The organism is Sandaracinus amylolyticus (assembly GCF_021631985.1).
GTDB lineage: Bacteria > Myxococcota_A > Polyangia > Polyangiales > Sandaracinaceae > Sandaracinus > Sandaracinus amylolyticus_A.
The window spans coordinates 7,188,429-7,210,488 of record NZ_CP070225.1 but is presented as its reverse complement, the minus strand read 5'-3'; the positions used below and the strand labels follow the sequence as shown (position 1 = coordinate 7,210,488).

The following is a 22,060-nucleotide window of genomic DNA, read 5'->3' as shown; positions in this document are numbered from 1 at the left end:
CGGTGAGCGAGCAAGAGCCGGCACCGCCGAGGCCGCGCCCGGTCGCGCGATTCCAGGGTCCGATCCTGGGGCGCAAGACGGTGCGGATGGCGCTCGTCGTGAGCGTCGCGCTCGCGATGCTCTTCGTGATGCTCTCTCCGCTCACCGGGGTGCCCGGTCCGGAGAGCGCGCTCGTCCTCGGGCTCATCCTGCCGCCCTTCGTCGCGGCGGCGGGCGCGCGGCTCGCGATCGAGGCGCGCACCAGCGGGCTGCACCGCACCGGCGAGCTGCTCGAGCGCGCGACCTGGCTCGCGGGCGGGTGCGTCGCGCTGCCCACCGCGATCCTCGCGATCAACGGTCTGCGGGTGCCGTGGTGCGCGCCCTGGGAAGGGCTCGCGTTCGTCGCGCTCGGCCCGGGGATCGGCGTGCTGCTCGCGGCGTTCGTGGGGGTCGCGATCGGGACGCTGTTCCAGCGACCGAGGCTCGCGACGACGATCGCGGTGCTGGTGCCGATCCTCGCGGCGCTGGGCTCGGCCAGCCTGCTCTACACGAGCCCGGCGATCTTCGGATACGGCCATTTCTTCGGGTATTTCCCGGGGACGCTCTACGATCCCGACATCGAGATCGGCACGCCGTACCTCACGTTCCGCGTGCTGAGCGGCGTGCAGATCGGCGGGTTCGTCGCGCTGATCCTCGCGAGCGTCGATCCCCGCACCGCGCGCATCTCGGGGCGCTACGCGCGCACCCGCATCGGCTCGTTGATCATCGCGACGTCGTTCTTCGGGGCCGCGCTCTACGGCGAGTACCGCGCGACCGATCTCGGGCACCGCAGCACCGCGGAGTCGATCGCGCAGCGGCTCGGCACCACGCTGCACGGGCGCATCTGCGACGTCGTGGTGCCGCGCGAGCTCGCGCGAGAGCGCGCGGAGCGGCTGCGCGACGACTGCGATCTGCGCGTCGAGCAGACCGCGCAGGGGCTCGGCGTAGAGCAGCGCGAGCGCGTGACCGCGTTCTTCTTCCGCAGCACGAGCGAGAAGCGCGAGCTCATGGGCGCGAGCGGCACGTACATCGCGAAGCCGTGGCGCAACGAGGTGTACCTGCAGCTCTCGGGATGGCCGCACCCCGTGCTCGCGCACGAGATCGTGCACGTCGTCGCGGGCAACGCGGGGGTCGGGCCGTTCCGCATCTCGGGCAAGGCCGGCGGGTGGCTGCCCTCGCCGGGGATCATCGAGGGCGTCGCGGTCGCGCTCTCGTGGGAGGAGCGCGACGGGCTCACGCCGCACCAGTGGGCGCGCGCGATGATGTCGCTCGAGATGATGCCGAGCGTCTCGCAGACCGAAGGGCTCGGGTTCCTGCTCCAGCCCGCGAGCCGCGCCTACGTGACCTCGGGCTCGTTCGTGCGGTGGGTGCTCGACACCCGCGGGCCCGACGTGGTGCGCGCGATCTACCAGCAGGGCGAGTACGAAGGCCCGCTCGGGATGCCGCTCGAAGAGGCGGAGGTCGCGTGGCGCGAGTACCTGCGCACCGAGGTCCCGCTCCCGCCCGAGGCGCTCGCGATGGCGGAGGCGCGCTTCGAGCGACCCGCGATCTTCGCGCAGGTGTGCCCGCATCGCGTCGCGGCGCTGATGGACGTGGTCGCCGACGATCTCGCGGCGGGCGACGATCGCCACGCCGCCGAGACGTGCGAAGAGGTGCTCGACATCGATCCGAACGACACGCGCGCGAGGGCGTGGATGGCGGTGGCGCTCGCGCGCGAAGGGCAGCTGGAGCGCGCGCGCCGCGAGCTCGATCGGCTGATCGGGCCGCCGAGCGCGTCGCGTCCCGTGATCCGCGCGGCACGTCAGGGCATCGCCGACGCGCTGTGGGCGCAGGGCAACGTGGAGGAAGCGGCGGTGATGTACCGCGCGATCCTGCACGAGCCGCTCGGTGACGAAGAGGCGCGTCAGATCGAGGTGCGCCTGCTCGCGGTGGAGAGCGGACTGCCGGGAGGCGAGCACCTGCGCGAGGTGTTCGCGCCCGATCCCGATGCGCCGCACGACGCGGTCACCGCGATGCAGGCGATCATGCGCCTGCGCGAGATCCGCCCCGACGGGCTCGGCTCGTACCTCGAGGCGCGACAGATGATCCAGCGCGAGCGCTTCGATCGCGCGGAGGACGCGCTGCGCGAGGCGCAGTCGCGCGGGCTGCCCAGCGAGCGGTTGTCGCGCGAGGCGCGGCGCATGCGCGCGATCGTGGAGTTCGCGATGGGCCGCAGGCGGCGATCGCGCGCGATCTGGGAGGACGTGCTCGAAGATCCGAGCGCGAGCGAGGCGTCGCGCGTGGAGGCGCTCGACTGGATCGATCGCATCGAGCGCGCGGGCGAGACCACCGAGCCGATCGACGGCGAGGAGACGCGCGTGGAGGACGCGGCCGCGCTGCCCGAGCCGACCGACGTGGAGGTGCCCGACGTGCACGCGCACCCGATGCCGCCCGCGGTGCAGCAGACCGAGCTGCCGGTGACGGAGGGCGTCGCACCGCCGTAGAATCGCCGCATGAAAGCGTGCTCGCGACGACGTGGCTCCGCGCGGCGTTGCTCTCGGGGTGTTGGCCGCCATCCGGTCGTTGCCCGAGCGCGATCGAGCGCTATCAGCCATCGGCCGAGCAGTTCGCGGCGCTCGCCGACGGAACACTCGCTTGCCACGACCTGTGCGACGCGGATCGCCTCGACGAGGTGCGCCGCGAGACGCTCGCAATGCTCGTCGACGACGCGCGCAGCGCGCCGGTGCTCGAAGCGACGCTCGGGATCCCGAACGTCGAGCGCACGATCGACCTCGCGCGCTCGCTCGCCTGACGTTCTGTCATTCGCGTCGGCGATTTGCGCGCGAATTTCGAGCAATTCGACGGAACGCGGGTTGCGAGGCGCGGTGTCGTGGGGAGCTGGATCGATCGAGGACGAGGGAGGGCGCTCGCGGTGCTCGCGCTCGTGCTGAGCGCGTCGTGCATCGGGGAGACCACCGCGGCGTGCTTCGCGCGTCTGCCCACGCTCGCATGGTGTAGCTCCGCGAGCATCACGATCGTGCTCGGCTCGGGGCTCGTCATCGCGCGGTGGCGCGAGGTGCCGGCGCTGGTGCTCGGTGCACCGCTCGTCACGCTCGAGCTGCTCGCGTACTGGCACCTGCCGCGTGGGATCGGGCTCGGCGTGATGGTGGTCGCGATCGACGTCGTGCTCTCGTACGAGCCGATTCGATGGCTGCTCGGGCCCTGCGCGATCGTGCTCGTGCTCGCGCGCGAAGCGAAGCGCGATCAGGGGGCGACGATCGAGCACTGGCTGCGGCGCCTCGCAGGCAAATCGCTCGGGCTGCGCGACGAGCTCGCGGTGTGGACACGCCTCGCGCTCTTCGTCGCGATCGTCGCGTGTGTCTCGCGCGCGAGTGGGCCGAGCGTCGTCGCCCGAGTGTGGATCGCGGCGTGCGGGCTCTTCGCGATCGTGCTCGGACTGTGGTGCGTGGGGCGCGTGGTCGCGATCGGGCGCGCGCGTGTCGTGGTCGGAGACGACGCGCGCGCGCCGCGGCTCCTGCCGGGCGCGCGCGGTGCGCTGGTGATCGCGGGCGAGGACGGCCCGTATCGCGATCGTGTGGTGCTCGGCGCGGTGCCGTTCGCGTCGCGCCGCATCGCGCTGCAGATCGCGATCGCCTCCGGTGCCGCGGCGTTGCTCGGCGCGCTCGCGATGCTCGTGTGATCAGCGACCGAGCGACACCGAGAACGAGAGCATCGAGGCGCCGAGCGCGCGGCGGTCGTGCCACGACGCGCTCGGCACCAGGCGCTCGAGCGCGGTCGCGAGCGTCTCGACGTGGGTCGCGCGCGCCTCGAGCGCGACGTCGGGCCGCGCGCGCACCTGCACCCGAGCCCGCACCGCGTGATCGCGCAGCGCCACGCTCGCCGCGTGCGCATCGCCGTTCGTGACCGCGTCGGCCGCGAGCTCCAGCGACGCCGAGAGATCCGCGTCGAGCGCCGCGAGGGCCCCGCCCGCGAGCACCGGCGTGCGCGACACCGCGACGGCGAGCGCCTTGTCCGCGTGCGACGCGACGCGCGCCCCGATCGGCGTCCACTGCGCGTCGACGCGCGCCACGGTGCGCGCATCGGCGCCGGGCGGCACCGTCACCGGGATCACGATCACCTGCTCTTCGCCCGCCGCGATCGACGGAGACGCGATCCGCACGCCGGTCTCGGTGCGCACGAGCCCCTCGGGCAGCGCGCCGTCGATCTGCACACCCTCGCCGAGCGCGATCGACACGCCGATGTCGTGCGCCGCGATGCGGCCGCGCGCCGTGAGCTCCGCCTCGAGGATCGTGCCGAGCTCGCCGGGCCGCGGCGCGATGCGGAACCGACCGTGCCCGCGCTCCGCGAGCGAGCGGAGGATGCCGGGGTGGAAGTCCCAGCCGATGCCGATCGCCGTCGTCACCGCGCCGCGCGCATTCGCTTCCGCGGAGAGCGCGCCGAGCTCGTCGGGCGTCGAGAGACCGCCGTTCGGCACGCCGTCCGAGAGCACGACGACGAGCGACGCGTGGGGGCGCACGTCGCGATACGCGATGCGGAGCCCGGCCTCGATGTTGGTGCGACCTTCGGGGCGCAGCGCGCGGATCACCCGTCGCGCGTTCGCTCCGTCGCCGACGCGCACCGGCGCGAGCGCCTCGCGCGCATCGGTGCCGTACACGACGATCTGCAGCTCGTCCTCGGGACGAAGCCGCGCGACGAGGTGCAGCGCGGCCTCCTGGAGCTGGCCCCACGTCGACTGCATCGACGTCGACGCGTCGATCACGAGGTGCACGCGCAGCGGCGGCACGCGCGAGGGCGCCGCGCCGCCCGCGACGCGCACGACCACGCTGGTCTGTCCACCGGCGCGCGGGAGCGCATCGTGCGCGAGCGACGCGTCGATCGTGATCGAGCCATCGCCGCCGACCCGCGTGGACGCATCGAACGACGAGCCCGCGAGCGGTCCGAGCAGACCGAGCGCCGCGATCGCCCCGTCGATGGTCACGCCTTCGTTCGCGATCGCGAGCAGCCCGCGGCCCTGCCCGGTGATCGCGATGCCCCCCGCGCTCGCCGAAGCGGTCGCGCTCGCATCACTGGCCGCGACGCTGCTCGCGCCCGCATCACTGCTCGCGACGAGCACACCACCCGAGCTCGCGCTCGCATCACTGCTCGCGACGAGCACACCACCGGAGCTCGCGCCCGCATCACTGGCCGCGACGAGCACACCACCGGAGCTCGCGCCGCTCTCGACGCCCCCGCTCGCGCCCGCGTACCCGCTCTCGACGATCACCACGCCGCTCGCGCCTCCGGCGCTCGCGATCGTCGTCGTGCTCCCGCTCGCGCTCGCCGTCGCGTCGCCCACGACCACCACCGGCGGCGCGCACGGCCCGACGCTCGCGCACGCCGCAGGCTGCTCCACGACGTACGTCGCGCCGGCCGATGCCGACCAGCCCGCGCCCGCCCGCAGCGGCACGCGCGCGTACATCACACAGCCTGGAGCGCTCGCCGCCACCGCGATCGCGAGCACGAACCGGAGCCCGTCGTCGATTCTCACGTCCGGGCCGACGTGCAACTCGCGCGCTCGATTCAGCGCGCCTCGCAATCCTGCACGTTCTCGCGCCCACCGCGTGAACGACGCTTCGCGATCCGAGAACGCGCGCTCACATCACTCGTCGTCACGGGGCCGGTCGCGCTCGATCAGCCGGCTGAGCGGCGGTACGCCCTTCGGGCGATCCACCACCACGTCCGGCCCGCCCTGCGGCTTCGCCAGGGGCGCCGCGCGCCGGCCCACGCCCGAGAGCGCCTCCGCGGCGCGCGCGAACGGCACCTCGAGCACCAGGCGGCCGCCGCGCAGCGACACCCGCGACTCCGGCGCGTGCTCGAGCAGCCCCGACTCCGCGCGCATCCACAGCGCGACCGTCTGCTCGTCCGCGATCTCGCACGGCACGTCGAGCGACGCCGCGCCCTGCTCCGCCAGCGCCCGCGCCCGATCGACGCCCAGCCCCAGCACCGCCTCGGCGAACACGTCGAAGTCGACGATCTTGTGCCCGCGCCAGACCCCGAGCCGCACCGCGTCCGCGATCTCCTCGGCGAGCACGTACTCGTCGCCCGCGTCGATCGCCGCGCGCAGCCGCTTGATGCGCGCGTCGCACACCAGCCGCGCGTCGCGGTTCGCCACACCCGGCACCAGGGTCGCCGAGACCGGCCGGGGATCGTTCACGCGACCGCGCGAGCGCTCGCGCCGCCACAGCGCGTCGTCGTCCCCGCGCGCGAACGCCTCGAGCTCCGAGGGGAGGCGCTTGCGCGGATCGTCGGGGCGACGCCGCACCACGCCCACCTCTCGCTCGCGCGAGCTCTGCGGCCGCGGCGGCTTCGGTGCCCTCGGATCGCCCTTGCTGTCGTCGTCCTTGCGCCTGGCCATGATGGGGCGCGTCGTGTAGGAGTCGGACGACTCCGGGTCAAGCGCGCGCCTGAAGCTTGCGCGAGGGCGGACCCCGCGTACACTACGCGCCCTCTCGAGCGGGGATCACCTTCGATCCCCCGCCTGCCGGGCGCGAAACGCCGCAGCCCGGAGCGCACAGAAAGAAGAGCTCATGTACGCAGTGATCAAGACCGGCGGGAAGCAGTACCGCGTCACGGAGGGCGACCGCCTCCGCATCGAGAAGCTCCCGGGCGACGTCGGCGCCTCCGTCACGTTCGACGAGGTGCTCATGGTCGGCGGCGACAAGGTCGCGGTCGGCACCCCGATCGTGAAGGGCGCGAAGGTCACCGCCGAGATCGTCGCGCAGGATCGCGCGAAGAAGGTCATCGTGTTCAAGTTCCGGCGCCGGAAGAACTACCGCCGCAAGCGCGGTCACCGGCAGCCGTTCACCGAGATCAAGATCACGGGCGTGAGCGCCTGATCGACGGGAGTAAACGAGAATGGCGCACAAGAAGGGTCAGGGCTCTTCGCGCAACGGGCGCGATAGCAACTCGCAGTACCGCGGCGTGAAGGTCTACGGCGGCCAGGAAGTCGTCGCGGGCAACATCCTCGTCCGTCAGGTCGGCTCGAGCATCCACGCGGGCAACAACGTCGGCGTCGGCAGCGACTTCACGCTCTGGGCGAAGATCGACGGCGTCGTGAAGTACGAGCGCCAGGGCAAGGATCGCCAGCGCGTGTCGGTGTACACGAAGGACGATCCCCGCCTCGCCGTGACGAAGGCGAGCTGAGCTCCCACCGAGCTCGAAGCGAGAGGCGACTTCCCGCGAGGGAGGTCGCCTCTTCGCGTTCCGTCGGTCTTTCATCGCGACCCGAGACGTGGTCCGATGGCGTGCATGGCGAGGCGCGTCTCGGGCGGGGTGATCGCGGCGATCGGCGTCGTGGGGGTGTTGCTCTTCTGCTGCGTCGGCGGCGGACTGCTCGCTGCGGGTGGGATGGCGCTGCAGTCGCGCGTGTCGGCGCTCGGGGGCGCGTGCGACGGACAGCCAGTGCCGACCGCGGCCGCGTACACGCCGGGCGCCCCGGCGCTCGCGACGGTCATGGAGCGCGGCAGCATGGGCGGCGGCTGGACCGCGCAGTTCGGTCGGCTGCGCTCCGAGTGGGCGAGCGACACCACCGAGACCAGCGCGATCGTCGTGTGCCTCGACCAAGAGGTCGAGCGTCTCGCCGAGCGCTGCGACTACGAGGGCGGCATGGTCGCCAACCGATACACCTACGATCAGCACGTGCGCATCGTCGTCGCGCAGACCGCGATGCCGCTGATCGACACGGTGATCGCGGGCGGTGACGCGCCGCTGTGCCCGGACATCCTCACCGGAGAGGCGGGCTCGAGCTACCGCTACGACGGGCCTCACGTCTCCGAAGCCACCGCGACGTTCGAGGCGCTCCTGCGCCCGATCCTCGGTGGGTGACGACGAATCCATCTCGCAGTCGCGACCGCGTCACGTGGTAGGATCCGGCACGTGACCTCGCAGCTCGCGCTGCCGCTGACCCGATCGCTCGCTCACGAGTCGCAAGCGCAGGTCCCGCGCGCCACGCGCATCCACGTCAACCGCAACCTGCGCCTCGACACGGTCGGGTGGGTCGGGTTCGACATGGACTACACGCTCGCGATCTACCGTCATCCCGAGATGGATCGCCTCAGCATCGAGGCGACCGTGCGGAAGATGGTGGAGCGCAAGGGACGCCCCGAGTCGCTCCTCGCGATGCCGTTCCGCAGCGACTTCCCGATCCGCGGCCTGCACGTCGACAAGAAGCTCGGCAACGTGCTGAAGATGGACCGCTATCGCTACGTGAAGCGCGCCTATCACGGCATGCGCGAGCTCAGCAAAGAGGAGCGGCGACAGCACTATCACTCGCGCCCGGTGCGCGCGGGCACGAAGCGTTATCACTGGGTCGACACGCTCTATGCGCTGCCCGAAGTGACCGTCTACGCCGCGGCGATCGAGCACCTCGAGCGTCAAGGCATCGAGGTCGACTACGCGCAGCTCTTCGACGAAGTGCGCGAGTGCATCGACATCGCCCACCAGGACGAGTCGATCCCCGGTCCGATCGCCGCCGATCCCGACAAGTACCTGGTGCGCGATCCGAACCTCGGTCCGACGCTCCACAAGCTGCGCAGCGCGGGCAAGAAGCTCTTCCTCCTGACGAACTCGCGCGCCGAGTACACCGAGCGCGTGATGTCGTGGATGCTCGACGGACAGGTCTCGGAGTACCCGCGCTGGCGCAGCTACTTCGACGTCGTGATCTGCGCCGCGAAGAAGCCGCGCTTCTTCCAGGAGACCGAGCTCAAGTTCGCGCCCGCCGAGGAAGGCGTGGTCGCGCCCGAGAGCGCGTTCGTCGACGGCGCGATCTACCAGGGCGGCTGTCTCACCGAGCTCGAGCGCCTCTTGAAGGTCGCGAGCGACGAGGTCCTCTACGTCGGCGATCACATCTACGGCGACGTGCTGCGCGCGAAGAAGGAAACCGCGTGGCGCACGATGATGATCGTGCAGGAGATGGGCGCCGAGCTCCGCGTGCACGACGAGGTGCAGACCGATCTCGCGCGCATCGACGAGCTGCACGCGCAGTGCGACACGCTCTTCGACGAGCTGCGCTTCCGCCAGGGTCAGATCAAGGCGATCGATCGCGAGCTCGAGCAGCGCGAGGCCGAGCTCGGCCGCGTCGCGCCGTCACCCGCGCACGCCGCCGCGCGCCTGACCCATCGCCGCGCGATCGACCGCATCCGCGCGCGCCTGCACGCCATCGAGGAAGAGCAAGAGGAGCTCGAGGCGAAGGTCGACCGGGCGTTCCATCCCTTCTGGGGATCGCTGTTCAAGGCCGGGCCCGAAGTGACGTCGTTCGGCGACCAGGTCGAGCAGTACGCTTGTCTCTATACCGAGCGCGTCTCGAACCTCTTGCATTACTCTCCGGTGCACTACTTCCGCGGCCCACGCGACCGCATGCCGCACGAGCTGTGATGCGACGGGAGGTGCGACCCACGATGACCACGTTCCACGGGCGGATGACGCGACGGTCGCGGTATGGACACGCACGACCGAGTGTCCTATACACGGGGTTCGGCTGACCTCGATGCGCCTTGCCATCTTCAGCGACGTGCACGCCAACATCGAGGCACTGAGCGCGGTGCTCGAGGCGTACCGTCGCGAGAGTGTCGACGAGTACTATTGTCTCGGCGACGTGGTGGGGTACGGCGCGAGCCCCAACGAGTGCGCGGACCTCGTCCGCAACCTCGCCAAGGTCACGATCCTCGGCAACCACGACGCCGCGGTCGCGGGCCGGATGGACTACTCGTACTACTACGAGGCCGCGCGCCAGGCGCTCGACACGCACGCGCGCCAGCTGACGCCGGACAACATGGCGTGGCTGCGGAGCCTCCCGTACAAGCACGACCTCGCGAACATCGGGCTCACGCTCTGCCACGGCTCGCCGCTGCGGCTCGAGGAGTTCGAGTACATCTTCGCCCCCGAGCAGGCGCGCGAGTGCTTGTCGATCTGGGACGAGCTCTCGGACCTCACGCTCATCGGTCACTCGCACCTGTGCAAGGTGTTCGCGCTGCGGCCCGGTGAGGTCGAGGAGCTTCCGGCGCGTCGCTTCACGCTGCGCAAGGGCTGGAAGTACATCGTGAGCGTCGGGTCGGTCGGGCAGCCGCGCGACTACGACAATCGCGCGAGCTACACGCTCTTCGACAGCGACACGCGCGAGTTCGACTTCAAGCGCGTCGAGTACGACATCGAGAGCGCGGCGACGAAGATCTTCGAGGGCAACCTCGAGCGGAACTTCGGACACCGGCTCTTCATCGGCGTCTGACGGCGCGAGCGCGCCCGTCGCTCGCGCGTGGCTCGGTCCTGCGCCAAGTAGGTGGGATGAGCACGCGCCTCCAGGGCTTCGGCGTCGTCGTCACGCCGCGCGAGCCGTATCGCATCGAGCGGGTGGACGACGCGCCCGAGACCTCGCTGCAGATGAACGGCGAGATCGTCGACGTGCTCGCGACCGAGCGCGCGGAGATCGGGCGCGCCGATCGTCGCGCGACCGAGTGGACGATCGAGACCGACGAGCTCACGTGCGCGTGGCCGCTCGGGCTCGCGGTGGTGAGCGATCCCGATCGGCGCTCGCCCTTCCTCTTGGTCGGTGCGAACGACGCGATGGTGTGGATCGACGGGCCGATCGCGCGAGAGCGCGCGTGGCCGATCGAGTCGCTCGCCGACGAAGGGCAGACCATCCGCGCGATCGCCGACACCCGCGAGGGGCGCGATGCGCGCATCGACCTCGACTACGTGGAGGACGGCGAGCTGTGGTGGCAGCGCCGCTACGTGCTCGGGTGGGGCGAGGGCGACGCGAAGGTGATCGTGATCAGCGCGCAGGCGCGCGCGGCGGACGAGGACGTCGTGTGCGCGGCGATCGATCGCATCGAGGCGACGATCACGAGAAGGGAGCGTCCGTCGTGATCCCGTTCGCGATCGGCGATCGAGTGTTCGTGATGCCCGATCTCAGCGCGGATCTCGCGTGGGTCGGCACGGTGCGCGACGTCGACGGATCGCGCGCGACGATCGAGATCCCGCCGGTGCCGTCGCCGCTCGCGGTGGGCACCACGACGCAGCTCGCGATGCGACGCGACGGAGGCATCGTGCTCGTCGCCGCCGAGGTGATCGCGAGCACGGTGCGCTCGATCCACGTGCGCGCGCTGTCGCAGGACGGTGGGCTCGGTCGCGCGCCGCGCGCGGTGAGCCGCAAGCACCTCCGCACCGAGCTGCGCAGCGCGTGCGAGGTCGAGCTCGAGGGCGCGCGCATCGACGCGGCGTGGGTCGCGGATCTCGGCGCGGGCGGTGCGCAGCTGGTCCTGCCGGGCGATGTCGTGACCGCCGCGGGCGCGCGCGGGACGTGCGTGATGGCGCTGCCCGGCGAGCCGCGATGGACGATCGCGTTCCGTGTGGTGCGGGTGACCAGCGAGGACGGCGACACGCGCGCGGGTGTGGTGTTCGAGGGGCTCGAGCCCGAGATCGAGTCGCGCATCGATGCGTTCGTGCACTTCGTGCGGCGCACGCGACTGACGCGGCGTCCGCCCGAGCCGCGTTAGAGCGCGCGACGGGTGAGCGCGGCGGCGAGCCCGAACGCGAGTGTGTGCGCGGCGAGCGCGGCGAGCTCGCGACGCGACCACGTGCGCAGCGGGCGCACCAATCCGACGCCGGGCATCACGACGAGCTCGAACGAGGCGATCGCGGTCGCGAGGGCGATGGCTTCGCGCATGGGATGTCGCGGCGCGAGGCCACGGGTCGCGGCCGTGTACAGCACGCCCCAGGTGGGGCCGTACGTCCAGCGCAGCAGCAGCATCGCGGGCTTCGCGATCGCGATCGGAATGCCGCGTCGATGCGCGGCGAGCGCGGGGAGCGAGTAGGGGGGCTCGTGCCCGAGCCAGCGTCGCTCGAGCGGCTCGAACGCGGTGAGCGCCGCGGTGCCGACCAGACCGATCACGAGCCCACGCGCGAGCGACATCGCGCGTGATCGATGCACGCGTCAGTCCACGTCGACGAGGCGCACGAACCCGGACCACGGCGGCTCGCCGTCGGTCGCCGCGAGCAAGCCGGGGGTCTGCATCGCGCCGGTCTCGCTGACGCGCGGCGCGAGCGGTGCGGGCAGCGCGCGCGCGACGTTCCATCGCACGTCGATCTCGCCCGCGACCCCCAGCGCCTTGAGGTGCACGCCGAACGGCGCGAGCCTCGCGCCGAGCTCGCGCACGTCCGCGACGTCGTGCACCGCGAGGTTGCGCCAGCCCGGCGACAGGCGCAGCGCGGCATCGGCCTCGTAGGTCACGGCCCAGCCATCGCCCTCGAAGAGCTCACCGCGCGTCGCGCCCACGCCGCGCCACTGCACCTGCATCGCGCCCATCGCGAGCGGCAGCGTGCCGCGCGGCATCTCGCGCGCCTGGCTCGCGAGCGCGCGCTCCGAGAGCACGCGCGCGAGCTCGATCGCGGGCACGTTCCCGCCGCGCTCCACCAGCACGAAGTGCGGCGACAGACACCCGCGCTGATCGTAGAGCGCGACGTCGAGCCCGATCTCGTCCGCGACGTGCTCCACCGCGCTCGCGCTCGTGAGCGCGCTCCTCGGCACGAACACCGCGCCGAGCCCGTGGCCGTGCGCGACGAACGAGGTCGTCGCGGAGAGCGACGCGCGGATCTCGGCGACCGAACGATCGCTGCCCCACGCGTGCACCACGTCGCAGCGGCTCGCCATCGCGGAGAGCATCGCCGCGTCGCTGCGCGCGAACCGCAAGAGCGCGATCGCGTCGGCGAGCTCGGCGTCGCTCTCGGCGAGCGCGACCGCGAAGAGCTCGGCGAGCCCTTCGTCGCCGCTCGACGGCTTCACCACGGCCGGCACCCGCAGCAGCAGCGACCACGCGAGCGGGCGCAGCGCGGCGCTGAACACGTTGCTGGCGAGCACCATGCCGGCGAGCCGCACCGGCGCGGTGGTGCGCCCGTGGTGCGCGCGCTCGAACGCGGTGAGCGCGGTGCGCAGTCGGTCCTCGCGCAGCGGCTCGAGCGAGGTCGAGAGCGCGTGCTCGACGTTCTGCTCGCTGAGCCCCGAGCGCATCGGGATCGACGCGCGCGCTTCGGATCCCACGCGCGAGTCGGGATCGCCGAGGCGCGCGGCAGCGCCCGCGATCGCGCGGATCACACGATCGTGCGAGGCCGCGCGCAGCACCTCGCCGGCCTCGTGCACGCGCGCGATCACTCGATCGATCGAGCCCGAAGGATTGATCGCGAGGACCTCGCCGGGACGCTCGTCGCTCATCGTCCGCTCCTTCCGAGGGCTTCTTCGATCGCCAGCGAGCAGCCGCGCGGCGTGGCGCCGGGCGCGCGCCCGATCAGCGCGAGTCGCCCGTCCGATCCGACGCGCGCGAGATCGGCGGTCTGGATCGACACCGCGGTGTCGAGGTTCGCGAGATCGTCGATGCGCAAGATCCCGATCTCTCCGCTCGGCACCGGGCGCAGCGTGTCGGGATCGACGGGCGTCGCGCGCACCCACGAAGGCACGTCGAGCGTGCCCTCGCGCTCGTACATCTGTGACGAGAGCTCGGTCATGCCGTACTCGCCGATCACGTCGCGCGCGGGATCGAGGCCGAAGCGCGACGCGATCAGCGCGCGCATCTCCGCGGGATCGATCTCGCGCGAGCGTCCCTTGAACCCACCGGTCGGCATCGCGAGACTGCCCGCGGGCAGACGCCATCGCTCGCCTTCCGAGAGCGCGTCGTCGGCGTGCACGATCGCGAACGAGGTGCCGAGGATCGCGAGCGGCGCTCGGTCGCGCACCGACGCGTCGAGCGCGTCGCGCAGCGATGCGAGATCGAGCGACCCATCGCGCCAGCACCACGTAACTTGGTCGGCGAACCAAGAAACGAAGCGCCCGAGCATGTACGAGAGCGACGAGTCCGGCGCTTCGTCGGGATGCGGCGCGAGCATCGCGAGGCGCATGCGACGCGGTCCGAAGAGGAAGTCGCGCGCCGCGCGCTCGGCGGCGAGATCGTAGAGCGAGAGATCGCGCGAAGGATGGGCGCCGCGCGAGCCGCTGGTGGTGCCCGAGGTGCGGAACGTGCGGACGTCGAGCGAAGGATCGTCCCAGGTCGCGACGCGCGCGTAGCGGAACGCGTCGGTCGGGATCGCGGGCCACGCATCGGGCACGAGCGGCAGCGCGAACGAGACCTTCCGGGCGCGGCACAGGCGCGCGAACACCGGGTTGTGCGCGGCCTGCCAGCGCGCGACGTCGAAGAGCAGCGCGTCGCGCTCGGCGGGCGAGATCGTGCCGTGGATCGCGGCGGCGATGCGCGCGTGCAGGGCGTCTCGCTCGGTCATGCGACCTCCGCGAGCGTCGCGTCGAGCGCGGTGACGAACGCGTCGAGCAGCGTGTCGTCGATGGTGATCGGCGGGAGGATCTGCAGCACCTCGGCGCGCGCCCCGGCGGGCAGCGTGATCCATCCTCGCGCGAGCAGCGCGGGGACCACGCGGAGCGTTCGTGCGCCGGAGTCGAGCTCCATGCCGATCAGCATCCCGCGGCCTCGAACCTCGCGCACGCACGGGTGCTTCGCCGCGAGCGCGCGCAGCGCATCGAGCCAGCGCGCGCCGCGATCACGAGAGAGGCGCGCGAGATCGTCGCCCTCGATCACGTCGAGCGCGGCGAGCGCGGCCGCGCAGGCGAGGGGGTGACCGAAGAACGTCGCGGTGTGGATCGCCTCGCCGCTGGGATCGCCCCAGCTCGCCATCACGTCGGCGCGCCCGAGGCACGCGCTGAGGGGCAAGCCGCCGCCGAGCGCCTTTCCGATGCACACGAGGTCGGCCGTGAGCCCTTCGTCGACCGACACGTAGCGCGCACCACAGCGCGAGAGGCCGACCAGGATCTCGTCGGCGATCACTCGCGCACCGCGCGCTCGTGCGAGCTCGCCCAGCGCGCGCAGGAACCCCGGCGGCGCGATGCGCACCCCGCCGCGCCCTTGGATCGGCTCCACGAAGAGCGCGCCGATCGACGTCGGTGATGCGTCCCACGCGCGCTCGACCGCGGTGATCGCGTCGTCGAGCGAGTCGCTCTCGCGCGGCCACCGCGCGAAGGTCACGTGCGGATTGAGCTGCGCCGCGAAGGGCGCGCGGAAATCGGCGCGATAGCCGCTGATCGCGAGCGGCCCGTGCGAGAGCCCGTGGTAGCCGCCTTCGAACGCGAGCACGCCCGCCCGCCGCGTGTCGAGCATCGCGGTCTTGAGCGCGGCCTCGATCGCGTCGGCGCCGTGCGCGCCCAGCATCACGCGCGCATCGGGGAAGGGCGCGAGCGTCGCGAGCCGCTCGAGCAGCGCGACCTTGGTGGTCGACGGATGCACGTCGCCGAAGCCGTGGATCAGCGTGCGCGTCTGTTCCTCGATCGCGCGCACCACGCTCGGGTGCGCGTGCCCGATCGCCGCGACGCCGAACCCCGACGCGAGATCGACGAACACGTTGTCGTCGGCATCGACCACGTTCGCTCCGCGCGCGGCGGACCACACGATCGGATCCCAGCTCGCGCCCGAGCTCTCGGCGCGGCGCGCACGACGTGCGGTGAGCGCGGGGGACTCGGTCAGCGCGAGACGCTCGACGAGCGCAGCCGAGCGCGCGCCGGGCAGCGGCGTGCGGATCGAGGGGAGCAGCGAGCCGAGATCGGGGCGCGTCACGAGGGCCGAGTGTGTAGAGCGTGCCCGCCGAGCAGGCCAGTCGCGCTCTTCAGCGCCGGCGCCAGGGATAGAACACGAGCGCGTCGGCGCGTGCCGCGCGCATGTCCTGGGGATCGTCGAGCAGCACGATCGGCAGCGTCGCCGGCGCGGCCGCGGTCGCGACGTGCGACGCGATCTCGTCGACGCGCTGGCGCACGCGGGAGTCGACGCGGACGCCGATCACCGGCTCGCGATCGTGCGTGCCGAGGCACGCCCACTCGACCTCGGGGTACGCGCGCAGCACCGGCTCGAGCGCCTCGAGCAGCGCCTCGTCGATCGGAGTGATCGGCGCGCCGAGCTTCGCCGAAGGGAGCACGGTGCCGGGCTCGGTCGGGGGCGCGACGAGCAACGAGCCCGAGGGCCGGCGCAGCGTTCCCGGTGACGATCCCGTCGCGGGCGTCGGTGGACGCGCGATCGTGCCGGGCGACGATCCGGTCGCGGTGCGCGCGGAGGGCAGCGATCCCGGAGGCGGCGTCTCGGCGCGGATCGGCGACTCGATCGAGCCGGGCGCCGGCGTCTGGGTGTGCGGCCGCACCTTGCTCATCAGCGAGGTCGAGATGCGACCCGCGCCCGCGAACGGGCCCGACGACTCGCGACGCGCCGCGGGCGAGAGCAGCGGCTCGAGCTCCTCGCGCGCGACCTCGAGCCCGTGCTCGGCCGCGATGTCGACGACGACGAACGCGAGCGACTGCGCGCGTGCGTAGTGGAACGCCTGGCGCGCGCCGATCTCGATGGCGGGCACCGAGCCATCGGCCGCGAGCCATCCGTAGCGTCGCGCGGCGGTCTCGAGCTGCTCGCGCTCGGTGAACACGGGCAGCGCGGCGATGCCCTGGCTGTTCACGAGCGTGCGATAGCCCTCGGTGCCGGCGGGCCAGGGCGCGACGAAGAGCGTGCGCTGCATCAGCGCGAGCAGCGCGTCGACCTTGGCCTGCCCTCCGTGCGCGGCCTCGGAGAGGAGCCGGTACAGCGCGGCGGTCTGCCGGTCGTGGGGTGCGTCGCGCAAAACGGAAGCCCTTCGATCACAGTGTATCGTGGCTCCGCCCGGACCCGGCAAGTTCCCGGAGGTCGCGCTTGACAGCCCAAGAGATTCGGCTAGTTTCGGCGTCCCTTCGCCCAGGTAGCTCAGTTGGTAGAGCAGGGGATTGAAAATCCCCGTGTCGGCAGTTCGATTCTGTCCCTGGGCACTTCAGAAGCCGCGGTTTTCTCGCGGCTTTTTGCTTTCCGTCGCGACGCGTTGATCACGCGTGGTGGCAGCAGAGGCTGCTCCGGGGGCTGCCTCGCGGTGATCGCTGGTCGAAACGCTCGCAGGCACGTACGGCTGGCACGCGACTGACGGTCGGCTTGGCGGCATCGCCGTGACCGCATCGGATCGCGTGTTCATCCACAACACGGTCGTGCGAACGCCTCACGGAGGTGCCGTGAACCGCGCGATCGATGCGGGTGGCGGCACTGAGATACCGTGACCTCGTGCAAGCTCGAAGTGCGGTCGTCAGGCCGCCGCGAGCCTCGGCACGAAGGGCGTGCGGGTGCGCGCGACGCTGATCATCGCGCCGAGGAGCTTGCGCATCGCAGCGATGATCGCGAGCTTCTTCGGCTTTCCGGCCGCGACCAGGCGCCCGTAGAACGCCTTGAGCCACGGGTTGTGGGTCACCGCTCGCAGCGTCGGCATCCAGAGCTTCGCGCGCAGGTCGGCGTCGCCCATCGTGCAGGCGGGGCCTCGCAGTGGCTGGCGCTTGCCTGAGTGGCTCACGATCGGGGCGACGCCGACGTACGCCGCGAGCGCGGCCGCGCTCTTGAACGCGTCGAAGTCGATCGAGGCGATCATCCGCGCCGCGGTGTTGTCGCCGACGCCGTCGATGGTGGTCAGCAGCTTGCCGACCTCGTGGCGCTCGAGGCTCTGGCCGATGTCGTCGTCGAGCTTCTTGATCCGCGCTCGGAGCGTCGCGATGTCCTCGCACGCGTAGCGGATCTGAAGCTCGTACGCCGTGCCCTGGTGGCGGCCCACGGAGGTCTTCGCAGCCGCGCAGAGCGCTTGCGCGAGCTCGACACCGATGACGTGGCGGCCGTCGTACTTCAGCTCCGCCAGCGCGTTCGGGTCGGCAGCACGGAAGGCCTCGGCGGTCGGACTCGCGATGAGCAGCGTGGTCGCTTTGGCCGAAGCCACGTCGCGCACGTGCTCGGTGAACTCCGGAAAACAGAGGTCGAGCGCGCGGTGCAGTTGCCGCGTGCGGTCGCCGAGGTCCTGCACGAGGCGGTCGCGAAGCCGGATCAGCTCACGCAGCTCGAGCGTGGCCTCATCGGGCATCGGGGTCGCCGCAGGTCTCTTCTGCTGCGCGAAGCGTGCGATGCCCAGAGCGTCGAGCGCGTCGGTCTTCGCGCGCCGCAGATCCTCGGCTGCAAACCGCGACGTGCGCGTCGGGTTCAACAGCGCGACCTGAAACCCTGCTGCATGCAGGAACGCGAAGAGGTTCTGCCAATAGTGCCCCGTCGCCTCCATCGCGATGAACGCGTCGGCGGGCTCACCGAGCATCGAGCGCAGTCGCTCGTAGCCCGACGCGTCTTCGGAGAACGGCGTCGGCTTCCGCAGTGCCTTGCCCGCCTCGTCCACGATCGCGACGACGTGCTTCTCCGAACCGATGTCGATCCCGACGAATCTCATGTGCCTCTCGAGCTCGTGTTCGCGTCCCCGGGAGCCTCGGAGCCGAGCTTCGTGCCCTTGCTTGTCCATGCGAGGACGGTGGACGAGCCACGCCTCTGGATACCGTTCGAGCAAAGAAACTCGGTCGAGGGCGCCAATCTCAGTCACGGGGACGATGCCCCAAGCCCTACGCGGCGACCCTCTCCCGAAACCGCTGGACCGGCAGCCCTACCACGGCGGGCAATCGGCCGGTGCACTAGATACAAGCCCCTCCGCACGCTTCAGCTCTATCACGTCACGGCAGTTGTCGGAGACGATTGGGGCGCTGCCGATCCCGTGACGCTTCCGTTCGACGGCGCCGTCGTCGCGCTCGCGGGCGAGATCGTCGATGTCGCCATGTTCAACAATCTGCTCTCGTACGCGGGCGGGGGCGTGGACGGCGTCGAGGGGACGGTGATCACCGGCATCGACCGCGCCCGCACGACGACGGACGCGCGCTCGCTGGTGTTCGTGGGCAACGTCGTGTCCGTGCCGTTCGTCTCCGGCTGGCACATCGCGTCGCTGATGGCGTGCCGTCCGTTGCGTGAGTTCGGTGGCCTCGTGCTCAGTGAGAGTGAGCTGAATACCGGTCGCGCTCATCGCTGCCACGGCACCTCGGCGAGCTTCACGTCGACGCGAAACGCAGCATTCACTCGCGCGCCGATGGAGGGCTCGCGTGCCGTGGTGGAGTTCGAGGCTCGCGGCTATCCGCTCGAAGACGAGCGGGTCTTCGTGGTCGGCGAGCCGCTCGACGCGTTGCCGCTCGCGGGCGACGTGAACGTCGACTTCGGCGGTACGATGCGCGCCGGGATCACCGGAGTGGGTGCATGGGTCGACGAGGACTGAGCGTCGCCAGTGTCGTGCTGGCTTTCACATGCGTCGCGTGTGACCGCTACCAGGCGTGCGGCTGGGACGAGTCGCTCGCGCTCGGGGCCACGTACGGCGTCGACATCGTCGAGGCGTACGCACTGGAGTCGTCGACCGTGCGGTATGAGGAAGAGTTCGACCTGACGACGAGTCACCCATCGTGCGCAATGCTCGACGACGTGACGCCAGGGTCGACGCTCGACCTCCGGCTCACGCAGGCACCGCACGCCGGCTCGCGGTGTTCCGAGTGGTTCGGGGAGATCCCCGGAGTCGACCTCGGGGCGCGTCACCCGGTGATCTTCGGCAGCACCGGGTACAACCTCATCACGGTCTCCGGTCGGCGCGACTTCGGCGATGGGTGCAGCGGCATATGGGAGTTCGACGTCCACATGCCGAGCACCGCGATGACCGATCCGTTTCGTGCGGCTGACCCGTTCGAGATCCCGGTCACACTCGTGTACCGGTACTTCATCGCGTCGGCGGGCGCCGAGGAGGCGTGCATGGCGCGGAGCGGCGTCTCGACCCTGAGCGACGAGGGCGTGTTCCGCTGCGAGGACGCGTTCGTCTCGCAGATGTCGCGACCGTAAGGGCGACTGGCCGAGATGGTTCCGCGAAAACCCGCGCGTATGTGGCCTGCGTGCCTGGGCGGTTGATCGAGCGCGAGGTTCTGTACCGCGAGGTCTGGGCCGAGCCGATGACGAAGGTGGGGGCGCGGTATGGAACCACCGCGACCAAGCTCGCGAAGGTCTGCGACCAGCTCGATGTCCCGTGCCCGTCGAGCGGCTACTGGGTCCAGCTCGCCCACGGAACGGCGCCCGAGCGTCCGCCGCTTCCGGCGCTTCGCCCCGGAGCGCCTGCCGGATGCGAGCTGGTTCCCACGCCTCCGAAGCCGAGATCTGTCGCGGCCGAGGCCGAGCGCGGCGCATCTCGTATCGTCGTGCCCGAGGTAATCAAGGCACTCCATCCGCTGCTGCGTGATGCCGACGCGCGGAAGCGTGGCCGCCGCGACGAGGACGCCGGCGCGCATGCCGCGATCCACGTCAGCGATGCCCTTCGCGACCGCGGAGTGCGGGTCATGCACGTGATCCTCACCGAGCTGGACCGACGGGCCCTCCATTACGCGCCCCTCGGCTCGCGTGAGCGATACGGTCGCAGGGAGCGCGAGTCGATCGCGGTCGAGATCGAGGGGGAGAGCGTCCGGTTCTACCTGTTCGAGTGGACGCGCTCCGCGCCGCTCGACCCCGAGGCCGCGAAGCGCGCGGGCGACGACCGTTGGAAGGTGCCTCACGCCTACCTCGGCGACGGGCGTTTGCGGATCCGCATCGAGGACGGGTACAGCCCACCGACCTGGCGCGACGAGGAAGGCCGGCCCGTCGAGCAGCGCCTGAACGCGTTCATCCGCGGGCTGTACGTCGCAGCAGAGTCTCAACGAGCGCGCCGGCTCGCGGCGGAGAAGCGAGAGCGCGCTGAACGCGAGGCCCAGGCTCGCCGCGAGCGGGAGGCGGCGCTTCAGCGTCATCACGAGGCGCTCGTGGCAGATGCCGAGCAACGCGTGAGGGCGCTCGACTTCGCGGTCGCGCTCCGTGCGCTCGCGGGGCGCATCGAGGCGCGTGGAGTTGGCGGCGAACGGGAGAGCGCATGGTCGGGGTGGGCTCGACGGCTTGCGGCTCAGCTCGACGACCAGGCGCTGTCTGACCTGCCGGACGTCGTCCCGAACGCGGCGTCGGACGCGGACTGTAGGTCACGTGACTCGTGAACTGACGACGGCCTCACCCGGCGGGGAAGTGTCCTGTGGGCCCGAAGCAAACGAACGCGGCGAGGAGGGCGCCGCGTCCGCGCTCGGACATTGGTGGCAGACTTGGTGGCAGCGGTCGTCGTTTCGGGTCTCTTCGCGTCCCTCCGAGTCCTTCCGCGGCCGACGCTAACCTCGCGGTTTCCTTCGTTTCCCCGCGTTCGTCAGTCGATCGAGGAAGTGCTCGGATCGCGTTGAAAATCCCCGTGTCGGCAGTTCGATTCTGTCCCTGGGCACGACACGCAGTGGAAACGAGGCCGGCCGCGAGGTCGGCCTTTCCATTTCCGTCCTCCTGGTCCGCTGAGTCGCGTGACGTCGCGCTCGCTTTCGTCGTCGTCGGGCGCGCTTCGAGGCGCTCGACGCGAGCGCAGTCATCGGTGTGAGCGCGATCGCGATCACGACTGCCGCGCTCGCGCGCGCTAGGGCTCTGTCCGCGAGCTTGGAAATCCTCCGACGCGACATCGACGCACTCACGCGAAGAGGAGACGCGGACGAATGACGTGGAACGCGTGCATCGCTGGGCTCGCGCTCGTCGTAGCGCTCACGACCGGATGTGCGGCGCGTGGCGTCGGCGACCCTTGCATCCCCGAGACGACGGAGGGCGAGCAGCTGGATCGACGAGAGCACTACATCGAGACCAGCTCGCTGCAGTGCCGGAGTCGGACCTGCGTGGTCTTCAAGCTCGCCGGCGATCCCACGAGGGTGCTCGAGGACGGAACCTGTCCCGACAACGTCGACTGCGTGAGCCGGGAATTGCCGGTCACCGCTCCCAACAGCCTCGAGCGCGTGTTCTGCTCCTGCCGGTGTCGCGCGAGCGGCGGGGACGCGAACACCCCTCTCTGCGATTGCGGAGAGGGCTTTCATTGCGTGGACCTCGTCGATCGAGGAGGCGTCGGCGTTCGCGGCGGCTACTGCGTTCCCGACGAGCTCTGCACGGCCGACGCGGACTGCGCGACCGGGCGCTGCAACTTCGACACGGGCGTCTGCGCGACGTCGACCTGATCGCGCACCGACGTTCCGACCGTCTCT

The 22,060-nt window shown here is 71.3% G+C and carries 22 protein-coding genes and 1 tRNA gene; 15 read left to right on the top strand and 8 right to left on the bottom strand.

All coding sequences use genetic code 11. The features are described 5' to 3' along the window. Positions 1 to 2 precede the first annotated feature (2 nt). The 3 genes from I5071_RS30570 (at position 3) to I5071_RS30560 (ending at position 3,697) form a co-directional block, all read left to right on the top strand. Positions 3 to 2,501, top strand: coding sequence for a tetratricopeptide repeat protein (locus I5071_RS30570; RefSeq protein WP_236516792.1), 2,499 nt, complete (start codon positions 3 to 5; stop codon positions 2,499 to 2,501). Between the two features lie 17 nt (positions 2,502 to 2,518). Continuing rightward, the gene (locus I5071_RS30565; protein WP_236516791.1) at positions 2,519 to 2,809 is read left to right on the top strand and encodes a hypothetical protein; all 291 of its coding nucleotides are present in this window, start codon (positions 2,519 to 2,521) and stop codon (positions 2,807 to 2,809) included. Between the two features lie 78 nt (positions 2,810 to 2,887). Continuing rightward, positions 2,888 to 3,697, top strand: a complete 810-nt coding sequence (locus I5071_RS30560) for a hypothetical protein (protein WP_236516790.1) — start codon at positions 2,888 to 2,890, stop codon at positions 3,695 to 3,697. On the opposite strand, the gene I5071_RS30555 is transcribed toward I5071_RS30560, so the two are convergent. Next, positions 3,698 to 5,545 (bottom strand): vWA domain-containing protein, encoded by a 1,848-nt coding sequence (locus I5071_RS30555; RefSeq protein ID WP_236516789.1) that lies wholly within the window; start codon positions 5,543 to 5,545, stop codon positions 3,698 to 3,700. Positions 5,546 to 5,656: 111 nt separating this feature from the next. Further along, positions 5,657 to 6,412, bottom strand: a complete 756-nt coding sequence (locus I5071_RS30550) for a hypothetical protein (RefSeq protein ID WP_236516788.1) — start codon at positions 6,410 to 6,412, stop codon at positions 5,657 to 5,659. Between the two features lie 172 nt (positions 6,413 to 6,584). Between I5071_RS30550 and rplU the strand changes: the two genes are divergently transcribed. The 7 genes from rplU (at position 6,585) to I5071_RS30515 (ending at position 11,546) form a co-directional block, all read left to right on the top strand. Next, positions 6,585 to 6,893, top strand: a complete 309-nt coding sequence (rplU, locus tag I5071_RS30545) for a 50S ribosomal protein L21 (RefSeq protein WP_236516787.1) — start codon at positions 6,585 to 6,587, stop codon at positions 6,891 to 6,893. Between the two features lie 19 nt (positions 6,894 to 6,912). After that, positions 6,913 to 7,200 carry a 50S ribosomal protein L27 gene (gene rpmA / locus I5071_RS30540; RefSeq protein ID WP_236516786.1) on the top strand — a complete coding sequence of 96 codons (288 nt, stop codon included), beginning with the start codon at positions 6,913 to 6,915 and terminating at the stop codon, positions 7,198 to 7,200. Positions 7,201 to 7,305: 105 nt separating this feature from the next. Beyond that, positions 7,306 to 7,881, top strand: a complete 576-nt coding sequence (locus tag I5071_RS30535) for a hypothetical protein (RefSeq protein ID WP_236516785.1) — start codon at positions 7,306 to 7,308, stop codon at positions 7,879 to 7,881. Between the two features lie 51 nt (positions 7,882 to 7,932). After that, positions 7,933 to 9,429 (top strand): HAD-IG family 5'-nucleotidase, encoded by a 1,497-nt coding sequence (locus tag I5071_RS30530; RefSeq protein ID WP_236516784.1) that lies wholly within the window; start codon positions 7,933 to 7,935, stop codon positions 9,427 to 9,429. A gap of 112 nt (positions 9,430 to 9,541) precedes the next feature. Continuing rightward, positions 9,542 to 10,279 carry a metallophosphoesterase family protein gene (locus I5071_RS30525; RefSeq protein WP_053230808.1) on the top strand — a complete coding sequence of 246 codons (738 nt, stop codon included), beginning with the start codon at positions 9,542 to 9,544 and terminating at the stop codon, positions 10,277 to 10,279. A gap of 56 nt (positions 10,280 to 10,335) precedes the next feature. Further along, positions 10,336 to 10,917 carry a hypothetical protein gene (locus I5071_RS30520; protein ID WP_236516783.1) on the top strand — a complete coding sequence of 194 codons (582 nt, stop codon included), beginning with the start codon at positions 10,336 to 10,338 and terminating at the stop codon, positions 10,915 to 10,917. After that, positions 10,914 to 11,546 (top strand): PilZ domain-containing protein, encoded by a 633-nt coding sequence (locus tag I5071_RS30515; RefSeq protein WP_236516782.1) that lies wholly within the window; start codon positions 10,914 to 10,916, stop codon positions 11,544 to 11,546. Before I5071_RS30520 ends, I5071_RS30515 begins: the two co-directional genes overlap by 4 nt. On the opposite strand, the gene I5071_RS30510 is transcribed toward I5071_RS30515, so the two are convergent. The 5 genes from I5071_RS30510 to I5071_RS30490 are packed head-to-tail and all read right to left on the bottom strand — an operon-like array spanning position 11,543 to position 16,698. Next, complete coding sequence (locus I5071_RS30510) at positions 11,543 to 11,962, bottom strand: hypothetical protein (protein WP_236516781.1); 420 nt, start codon at positions 11,960 to 11,962, stop codon at positions 11,543 to 11,545. The two genes, I5071_RS30515 and I5071_RS30510, sit on opposite strands and share 4 nt — an antisense overlap. Positions 11,963 to 11,983: 21 nt before the next feature. Further along, positions 11,984 to 13,258 (bottom strand): acyl-CoA reductase, encoded by a 1,275-nt coding sequence (locus tag I5071_RS30505; RefSeq protein WP_236516780.1) that lies wholly within the window; start codon positions 13,256 to 13,258, stop codon positions 11,984 to 11,986. Beyond that, positions 13,255 to 14,316: an acyl-protein synthetase gene (locus I5071_RS30500; RefSeq protein WP_236516779.1), complete on the bottom strand. Its 1,062-nt coding sequence runs from the start codon at positions 14,314 to 14,316 to the stop codon at positions 13,255 to 13,257. Before I5071_RS30500 ends, I5071_RS30505 begins: the two co-directional genes overlap by 4 nt. Next, positions 14,313 to 15,656: an aspartate aminotransferase family protein gene (locus I5071_RS30495; RefSeq protein ID WP_236516778.1), complete on the bottom strand. Its 1,344-nt coding sequence runs from the start codon at positions 15,654 to 15,656 to the stop codon at positions 14,313 to 14,315. The genes I5071_RS30500 and I5071_RS30495 overlap by 4 nt, the downstream gene beginning before the upstream one ends. A gap of 49 nt (positions 15,657 to 15,705) precedes the next feature. Continuing rightward, positions 15,706 to 16,698, bottom strand: a complete 993-nt coding sequence (locus tag I5071_RS30490; protein WP_236516777.1) for an SseB family protein — start codon at positions 16,696 to 16,698, stop codon at positions 15,706 to 15,708. 108 nt (positions 16,699 to 16,806) lie between these two features. On the opposite strand from I5071_RS30490, the gene I5071_RS30485 reads away from it, so the two are divergent. Further along, positions 16,807 to 16,879, top strand: a tRNA-Phe gene (locus I5071_RS30485). Between the two features lie 305 nt (positions 16,880 to 17,184). Here I5071_RS30485 and I5071_RS30480 read toward each other — a convergent pair. Further along, positions 17,185 to 18,501, bottom strand: a complete 1,317-nt coding sequence (locus I5071_RS30480) for an IS110 family transposase (RefSeq protein ID WP_236516683.1) — start codon at positions 18,499 to 18,501, stop codon at positions 17,185 to 17,187. 264 nt (positions 18,502 to 18,765) lie between these two features. Between I5071_RS30480 and I5071_RS30475 the strand changes: the two genes are divergently transcribed. From I5071_RS30475 to I5071_RS30460, 4 genes are all read left to right on the top strand, one after another. Continuing rightward, on the top strand, positions 18,766 to 19,218 hold the full coding sequence (locus I5071_RS30475) for a hypothetical protein (protein WP_236516776.1): 453 nt from the start codon (positions 18,766 to 18,768) through the stop codon (positions 19,216 to 19,218). A 14-nt stretch (positions 19,219 to 19,232) separates the two neighbouring features. After that, on the top strand, positions 19,233 to 19,826 hold the full coding sequence (locus I5071_RS30470) for a hypothetical protein (RefSeq protein WP_236516775.1): 594 nt from the start codon (positions 19,233 to 19,235) through the stop codon (positions 19,824 to 19,826). A 62-nt stretch (positions 19,827 to 19,888) separates the two neighbouring features. Beyond that, positions 19,889 to 20,995: a hypothetical protein gene (locus I5071_RS30465; protein WP_236516774.1), complete on the top strand. Its 1,107-nt coding sequence runs from the start codon at positions 19,889 to 19,891 to the stop codon at positions 20,993 to 20,995. A gap of 531 nt (positions 20,996 to 21,526) precedes the next feature. Next, positions 21,527 to 22,033, top strand: a complete 507-nt coding sequence (locus tag I5071_RS30460) for a hypothetical protein (RefSeq protein ID WP_236516773.1) — start codon at positions 21,527 to 21,529, stop codon at positions 22,031 to 22,033. Positions 22,034 to 22,060 lie beyond the last annotated feature (27 nt).